This window comes from Eggerthella sp. (assembly GCF_048329335.1).
Lineage (GTDB): Bacteria > Actinomycetota > Coriobacteriia > Coriobacteriales > Eggerthellaceae > Eggerthella > Eggerthella lenta.
Genome location: NZ_DBFEGU010000476.1, coordinates 1 through 6,776 on the forward strand (window position 1 = coordinate 1; position 6,776 = coordinate 6,776).

Consider the following 6,776-nt stretch of genomic DNA (forward strand, 5'->3'; position numbering starts at 1 on the left):
GTCCAGTTCGAGGACGCGCTGCCGGCAGGCGTTTGCCGCGTCGTCAGCGACGGCTTGGCTGACGACGTGCACGGTGAGGGTCATGCCGGTGTCCATAGCCGTGAAGGAGCTGGTGGCCGTTGCGGTCGGGACGTCCGCCCCGTCGGGCTCGCCGCCCGCGCATCCGACGGGGCCGACGGCCAGCGCGGCGCCCAGCGCGCACGCGAGCAGCGCAGCAAACGCTCGTCCGGTCCAAGAACGACGGGACGAGCGGGTGGTTCGGTTCTGTCGCGCGAAACGCTTCACCATGGCATCACTGGAACACCAGTTTGCTGATGGCATGGGTCGGGCACACTTCGATGCACGTTCCGCAGCCGATGCACGTGTCCGTGTCGATGCGCGCGAGGTTGTTCTCCACGGTGATCGACTGGGTGGGGCAGGTTTTCGCGCACTTCTGGCAGCCGATGCAGCCCACGCTGCACACCTTGCGCGTTTTGGCGCCTGCCATGGTGTTCTTGCACGTCACCACGGAGGCGGTTGGCGACGAGGCCTGGTCGACCATCGAGATGATGCCGCGCGGGCATATCTTCGCGCACGTGCCGCAGCCGGTGCAGGCTGCCGTGTCGATGCGCGCCACGCCGTTCTCCACGACTATGGCGTCGAACGGGCACGCTTCGGCGCAGTCGCCGTAGCCGAGGCAGCCGAACGGGCACGACAAGCTGCTGTACGACAGCGTGCTGAACACGCGGCAGCTGGGAACGCCCTTGAACACGAGCTGCGGGTCGATATGGTCGAGCGAGCCTTGGCAGGCCACGAACGCTTCGCGCTGCACCACGCCCGTGGACTCCACGCCCAGGTACGCGGCCAGCGCCTGCGCGACGCGGTTGCCGCCGGTGGTGCAGGCGTTGGGCGGCGCGCCGTTCATCATGGCCTTCGCGTACTGCTCGCAACCGGGGTGGCCGCAGGCACCGCAGTTGACGCCCGGCAGGATGCTCATGAGGTAGGTGAGGCGCTCGTCCTCGCCGATGGCCAGCTTGCGCGAGACGATCAGCAGCAGCACCGACCCTACGAGGCCGACGGCGGCCATGAGCGCAACGGTCCAAACGACAGTGTCCATTCGTCCCCCTTCCTACAGCACGCCGAACAGGTTGTCGGCCACGCCCGCGAAGCACATGAAGCTCAAGGACACCAGGGCCGCGGAGATCAACGTGATGGGCATGCCCTTGAACGCCTTGGGCGGCTCGGCCTCGTCCACGCGCCGGCGCACGCCGCTGAACAGCACCATCGCCAGCAGGAAGCCCAGACCGGCGCCCAGCGCGGCCACGAGCGCTTCCGGATAGTTGTAGCCTTCGTCCACGGCGAGGATGGTCACGCCCAGCACCGCGCAGTTCGTGGTGATCAGCGGCAGGTACACGCCCAGCGCTTCGTGCAGCGCGGGAAGAAAGTAGCGGATGACGATTTCCAGCATCTGCACGAGCACGGCGATGACCAGGATGAACGCGATAGTTTGAAGGTAGCCCAGCCCCAGCGCGTTCAGCAGCTGCTGCAAGGGCCACGTGACGGCGGTGGCAAGCACCATGACCACGGTCACCGCGCAGCCCATGCCCGCGGCCGAGTCAAGCTTTTTCGACACGCCGAGAAACGGGCAAATGCCCAGGAACTTCACCAGCACGTAGTTGTTGACCAGGATCATGCTGAAGAGGATTGCTGCGTACTCGGCCATTATGCCTCACGCTCCTTCAGGTCGCACATCTGACACGACGCGCACACGTCTTCCTGCGATGCGATGGCCTCGTCTTCCGGCTCTCCCGCGCGCCGCTTGCGGCGCATCTCGAAGACCACCGAGATGGCGATCAGCACGCCCAGCACGGCGAAGCCGCCCGGGGGCATGATGAACACGGTCATGGGCTCGACGATGCCGAGGAGGATAGGGAAGCCCAGCAGGGTGCCCGCGCCCAAGAGCTCGCGGATGGCCGACATGAGGACGAGCGTGAGGGTGAAGCCTGCGCCCATGCCGAGGCCGTCGAGCGCCGCGTCCTTCACCGGGTGCTTCGAGGCGAACACCTCGGCGCGGCCCAGCACGATGCAGTTCACCACGATAAGCGGCAGGTAGATGCCCAGCGCCTGATTGAGGTCGGGCAGGTACGCCTCGACGACCATCATGACGATGGTCACGAACCCGGCGATGACCGTGATGAAGGCGGGCAGGCGCATGGTGGTGGGAATGATGTTGCGCAGAAGCGACACCACGATGCCGGAGCAGACGAGCACGAACGTGGTGGCCACGCCCATGCCGATGCCGTTCGTGACGGCCGTGGTCACGGCGAGAGTGGGGCACAGGCCCAGCATCTGGCGCAGCGTGGGGTTCTCGATGAGCAGGCCCTTGCTGAACACGGAAAGCGCCGAGGGCTTTTGGTCGATGGCTGCCATTATGCTGCTCCCTTCTCCGTCGAGGTTGCGGCGGCGGCAGGCGCCTCGCCGGCAGCGGATCGATAGGCTTCGATGGCCTCGTTCACGGCGGCCAAGGCTGCTTTGGACGAGATGGTGGCGCCCGTGACGGCATCGATGTCGTCGATGGTCAGGGGCTCGGCGGCGCGGCCGAGGAACTGGTCGGTGAAATCGGGCAGCTGCACCTTCGTGCCCAGCCCGGGCGTCTCGGTGTTGTCCATGCCGATGACGTTCGCGATGGTGCCCTCGTCGTCGAAGGCCACGGCCATGGGAACCTGGCTGGAGTATCCCTTCGACTGCGCGATGACGGCGTAGCCCAAATCGTCGTCGGCTTCCATGAGCGCGGTCACGCCGGGCACGTCGCAGGACAGCGCCTCGAAGTCGGTCGCCTCGGGGATGAGCGCGTTGTAGGTCGCCCAGGCGCGCGCCTCGCGGTTCGCCGTGATGGTGGGCAACGTGAGGTTGTCGACCGAGCCCAGCAGGAATCCTACGATGGCGCAGATCAGCACGAGGACGACGGCTGGCTTCACCAGGCTGTTCCAGAGGGTTGGAGCGGGCGCGGCGGGAGTGTCGGGTGCGTTCGCCATCATTCGCCTCCTTCTTTCTTCGCGCGGGCAAAGCGGCGCTTCTTCTCGCCGCCCAACGGCGTGGTTGCCGTGAGCGAGTCGATGTACGGCACCACGAGGTTCATGAGCAGGATGGAGTACGCCGCGCCCTCGTTCATGTTCCCCCAGAAGCGGATGAGGCACGTGATAAGCCCAAGGCCCACGGCGAAGATCACCTGGCCTTTGAACGTGGTGGGCGAGGTCGTGTAGTCGGTCGCCATGAATACGGCGCACAGCAGCAGTCCGCCTGAGAACACCTGGGTGGCCACGTCGTGGCCGGTGAACAGGCTGCACACGATGACGGTGCCCACGTACACGCCCGGGATGGTGAACGTGACGGTGCGCGTGACCAGAAGCCAGGCGAAGCCCAGCAGGATGGCGATGCCGCACGTCTCGCCCAGCACGCCGGGGTGCACGCCGAACAGGAGGTCCATGAACGGCAGCTGCGCGGCGCCCGGAGCCAGCGGCGTGGCGGAGCTCACGGCATCGACGCCGGTTGCGCCGGGGAGGAAACCCCGGGGCGCGGCGTAGTTCGTCATGGCCGCGGTGAACGACACCGACAACACGATGCGGGCCACGATGGCCGGGTTCGCGAAGTTGCGCCCGATGCCGCCGAACAGTTCCTTCACCACGACGATGGCCACGAACGAGCCGATCACCGCCATGTACAGCGGGATGGTGGAGGGTAGGTTGAAGGCCAGCAGCAAGCCCGTGACCACGGCGGACAGGTCGCCTGCCGTCTGGGGGGTCTTGCGCAGCAGGCACCATAGGTACTCGAACAGCACGCAGGCCGCCGTGGTCACGGCGGTAACCAGCAGCGCCCGCCAGCCGAATATCACGAACGAGGCGATCAGCGTGGGCACGAGCGCTATCACCACGTTCAGCATGACCTTCTGCGTGGTGATGCCGTCGAACACGTGCGGCGGCGTCGAGAGGACGAGCGGTCGTTTCGTCGTATGTTCCATCTAGCCCCTCCTTGCCATCTCGGCGCGCATGAAGTCGCGCGCAAGTTTGCTTGTCTGGGCGAGCGGCTGTTTGGCCGGACAGACGAACGAGCAGGTGCCGCAGCCCATGCACAGATCCGCCATGAGGTCGTCGAGCTTCTTCGCGTCCTGGACCGTGTACGCCTTCTTGATGGCGATGGGCGACAGCTGCATGGGACACGAGTTCGTGCAGCGACCGCAGCGGATGCATGCGGTGGTGGCGGGCTGTTCCATGGCGTCTTTGCTGAACACGAGCACGCCGTTGTTCTGGCGGATGACCGGATAGTCCATGTCGATCTGGGCGTTGCCCATCATGGGGCCTCCCAGCACCACCTTGTGCGGCTCCTTCGTCAGCCCGGCGAATTCCATGACGTCGCGCAGGCGCGTGCCGATGATGATGTTCGCGTTGCAAGGGCGGGCGATGGCGTCGCCTGAAACGGTGAAGCGTCTTTTGACGAGGGGCATCCCTGTTTTCAGGAAGCGTCCGATGGAGGCCATGGTGGTCACGTTGTTCAACATGACGCCCACGTCGGTCTGGCGCTTTCCGCGCGGGACGACGCGTCCCGTGGCATTGTGCACGAGCACGTTCTCGGCTCCCTGCGGGTAGCGGCTGGGCAGCGACTTCACCTGGATGGACGAATCGTCCTTCGTGAGCTCGCGCATGATCTCGATGGCCTTGGGCTTGTTGCTCTCGATGCAGATCATCGCGTTCGGAATGCCGAGGTGCCTGCATGTCTCGCGAATGCCGAACAGCACGTCGTCGGGGCTCTCCATCATCTCGCGGTAGTCGGTGGACAGGTACGGCTCGCATTCCGTGGCGTTCACCACGTAGAGGTCGATCTCCTCGAGGTTGGGCGGCGCCAGCTTGATATCGGTGGGGAAGCCCGCGCCGCCCAGGCCCACCAGACCGCTTTTCTTTATTGCCGCGAGGAACGACGCCTGGTCGGTCACCTCGGGGGGTGCCACCGTGTCCGCGACGGTCTGGGCGCCGTCGGATTCGATGATCACCGTCGTGTCGGTTTTGCCGGTCGAATAGAAGACGGGCTGTATGGCCTTCACGGTGCCCGACACGCCGCTGAAGATGTCGGCGGACAGACCCCGCGGCGCGTGCCCGACGAGGCTGCCCACGTCCACGTGGTCCCCTTTCTTCACGACGGGTTCGCACAGCGCTCCGATATGCTGCTGCATGGGCAGCACGATTTCGCTTGGGACGGGCATGTCGATGGTTTCCAGTTCCGCCGTGTCCTTGCGATGGGGCACGACGGCGCCTCGCGTGCGTCGGAATCGCGACAATAGGGCGGTGGCGTTCATGGGCGTTCACTCCCCTCGAAGGGCGTTGGCTGGCGCGGTTGGCCGGTGCGCGGATAGGACTGAGCCTCACCTGGCCGTTTGCGGGCAAGGCGAAGCGCTCAACTCGTTGCGTTATGAGATGCTGGTCATCCTACGTGAGCCGCACGTCCGATTCCAGGAATCGTCGGTGAAGGGAAACCACGTCGCTCGCCAAAGGCGCGTGCGCCGATTCTCGCGTGCGCAATTCGCCGGTGGACGGTGCCGCTCACGATGGCGCGGCATGCGTCCGGGGATCGATGCCTTCCATGCTGCGCCGGTCGCCCGCCCCTCTTTGGCCGCTCTCTCTAAAAATAGAGAACATAAGTTCTTAAATTCTAGATCAAAGCATGCTGAGTGTGATATACTGCGTCTATTCGACCCTGAAGCTAGGAGGATGCCCATGGCGGCTTGGCACGAGCTGTTTCCCCTCGATCGCGAGCCGACGATGGAAGACATCGCCGGCTATATCGACCATCCCCTGTGGGACGCGTTCCCCGCGTTCATCGATGAAAGCTACGGCGCGAAACCGCGCATCGAGTACAGCCGGTGCGGCGGCGCTCCGGGTTGGAACGTGAAGTACAAGGCGCGCGGCCGCGCGCTGTGCACGGTATATCCGCGCGACGGTTTCTTCATCTGCATGGTGTCGGTGGGCTCGAAGGAGAAGGATGAGGCCGAGGCGCTGCTCGCGACGGCCGACCCGTACGTGCGCGCCCTGTACGAGCGCTCGGCCGACAGCAGCATGGGCCGCTGGCTCATGATGGAAGTAACGAGCGAGGACATATTGCGCGACGCCGAGGCGCTCATGCTCTTGCGCGCCGCCCCGAAAGGAGCGCGCTCATGATGCGAGACCCCGAACAGACCATCGGCAACCTCATCGACCGCCGGAACACCTCGTTCGTCGGCTCGGTGGACGAGGACGGCTACCCCGAGGTCAAGGCCATGCTGCCGCCGCGCAAGCGCGAGGGCATCCGCACGTTCTACTTCACGTCGAACACCTCGTCCATGCGGGCCGCGCATTACCGCGCTCATCCGCAGGCGTGCATCTACTTCGTCGACCGGCGGTTCTTCCGCGGCGTCATGCTCAAGGGCACGATGGAAGTGCTCGAAGACGCGTGGGCCAAGGAGCTGATATGGCTCGACGGCGACGAAACGTACTATCCGCTGGGGGTGACCGATCCCGACTACTGCGTGCTGCGCTTCACGGCCGAGCGAGGCCGCTACTACCAGAACTTCAGCTCCGAGGATTTCGCCGTGCCGGCCGTTTGACCCACCAGGCGGCCGCGATGCTGAACAGCAGCGTCTGCGCGAGTATCTCCAACATGCCGCCGACGCTCGCGTTCAGCGGCTCGCCTGCGCGGTATCAGCGGCGGTTCTGCTCGCGGTAGCGCGCGAGCGCCTCGTCGTAGCCGCCGGCGGTCTTCTTGTAGTACAC

At 65.4% G+C, this 6,776-nt stretch carries 8 protein-coding genes and 1 pseudogene; 2 read left to right on the forward strand and 7 right to left on the reverse strand.

The features are described from left to right. From ACMO6A_RS14780 to rsxC, 7 genes and pseudogenes are all read right to left on the reverse strand, one after another. Window positions 1–321: pseudogene (locus tag ACMO6A_RS14780) on the reverse strand (hypothetical protein); the annotation flags it as partial. Continuing rightward, the gene (locus ACMO6A_RS14785; protein ID WP_009607778.1) at window positions 293–1,096 is read right to left on the reverse strand and encodes an RnfABCDGE type electron transport complex subunit B; all 804 of its coding nucleotides are present in this window, start codon (window positions 1,094–1,096) and stop codon (window positions 293–295) included. The gene ACMO6A_RS14785 and the pseudogene ACMO6A_RS14780, both read right to left, overlap by 29 nt. A gap of 12 nt (window positions 1,097–1,108) precedes the next feature. Next, entirely contained in the window at window positions 1,109–1,702 is a 594-nt protein-coding gene (locus ACMO6A_RS14790; protein ID WP_009306469.1) for an electron transport complex protein RnfA, read from the reverse strand. Continuing rightward, complete coding sequence (gene rsxE, locus ACMO6A_RS14795; RefSeq protein ID WP_009306468.1) at window positions 1,702–2,409, reverse strand: electron transport complex subunit RsxE; 708 nt, start codon at window positions 2,407–2,409, stop codon at window positions 1,702–1,704. Before rsxE ends, ACMO6A_RS14790 begins: the two co-directional genes overlap by 1 nt. Continuing rightward, window positions 2,409–3,017, reverse strand: coding sequence for an FMN-binding protein (locus ACMO6A_RS14800; protein WP_009607890.1), 609 nt, complete (start codon window positions 3,015–3,017; stop codon window positions 2,409–2,411). Before ACMO6A_RS14800 ends, rsxE begins: the two co-directional genes overlap by 1 nt. Beyond that, the gene (locus tag ACMO6A_RS14805; protein WP_009607785.1) at window positions 3,014–3,997 is read right to left on the reverse strand and encodes an RnfABCDGE type electron transport complex subunit D; all 984 of its coding nucleotides are present in this window, start codon (window positions 3,995–3,997) and stop codon (window positions 3,014–3,016) included. Before ACMO6A_RS14805 ends, ACMO6A_RS14800 begins: the two co-directional genes overlap by 4 nt. After that, the gene (rsxC, locus tag ACMO6A_RS14810; protein WP_233671048.1) at window positions 3,998–5,275 is read right to left on the reverse strand and encodes an electron transport complex subunit RsxC; all 1,278 of its coding nucleotides are present in this window, start codon (window positions 5,273–5,275) and stop codon (window positions 3,998–4,000) included. 469 nt (window positions 5,276–5,744) lie between these two features. On the opposite strand from rsxC, the gene ACMO6A_RS14815 reads away from it, so the two are divergent. Both ACMO6A_RS14815 and ACMO6A_RS14820 read left to right on the forward strand, forming a co-directional pair. Next, a complete protein-coding gene (locus ACMO6A_RS14815; protein WP_418471472.1) occupies window positions 5,745–6,185 on the forward strand; it encodes a DUF3788 domain-containing protein in 441 nt (146 codons plus the stop codon). Then, a complete protein-coding gene (locus tag ACMO6A_RS14820; RefSeq protein WP_009607861.1) occupies window positions 6,182–6,610 on the forward strand; it encodes a pyridoxamine 5'-phosphate oxidase family protein in 429 nt (142 codons plus the stop codon). Before ACMO6A_RS14815 ends, ACMO6A_RS14820 begins: the two co-directional genes overlap by 4 nt. Window positions 6,611–6,776 lie beyond the last annotated feature (166 nt).

Bases quoted from the DNA above. Each gene is read 5' to 3' on its own strand.
- rsxE (WP_009306468.1), bottom strand. From the start codon at position 2,409: ATGGCAGCCATCGACCAAAAGCCCTCGGCGCTTTCCGTGTTCAGCAAG.
- ACMO6A_RS14800 (WP_009607890.1), bottom strand. From the start codon at position 3,017: ATGATGGCGAACGCACCCGACACTCCCGCCGCGCCCGCTCCAACCCTC.
- ACMO6A_RS14820 (WP_009607861.1), top strand. From the start codon at position 6,182: ATGATGCGAGACCCCGAACAGACCATCGGCAACCTCATCGACCGCCGG.
- ACMO6A_RS14805 (WP_009607785.1), bottom strand. From the start codon at position 3,997: ATGGAACATACGACGAAACGACCGCTCGTCCTCTCGACGCCGCCGCAC.
- ACMO6A_RS14815 (WP_418471472.1), top strand. From the start codon at position 5,745: ATGGCGGCTTGGCACGAGCTGTTTCCCCTCGATCGCGAGCCGACGATG.
- ACMO6A_RS14790 (WP_009306469.1), bottom strand. From the start codon at position 1,702: ATGGCCGAGTACGCAGCAATCCTCTTCAGCATGATCCTGGTCAACAAC.
- ACMO6A_RS14785 (WP_009607778.1), bottom strand. From the start codon at position 1,096: ATGGACACTGTCGTTTGGACCGTTGCGCTCATGGCCGCCGTCGGCCTC.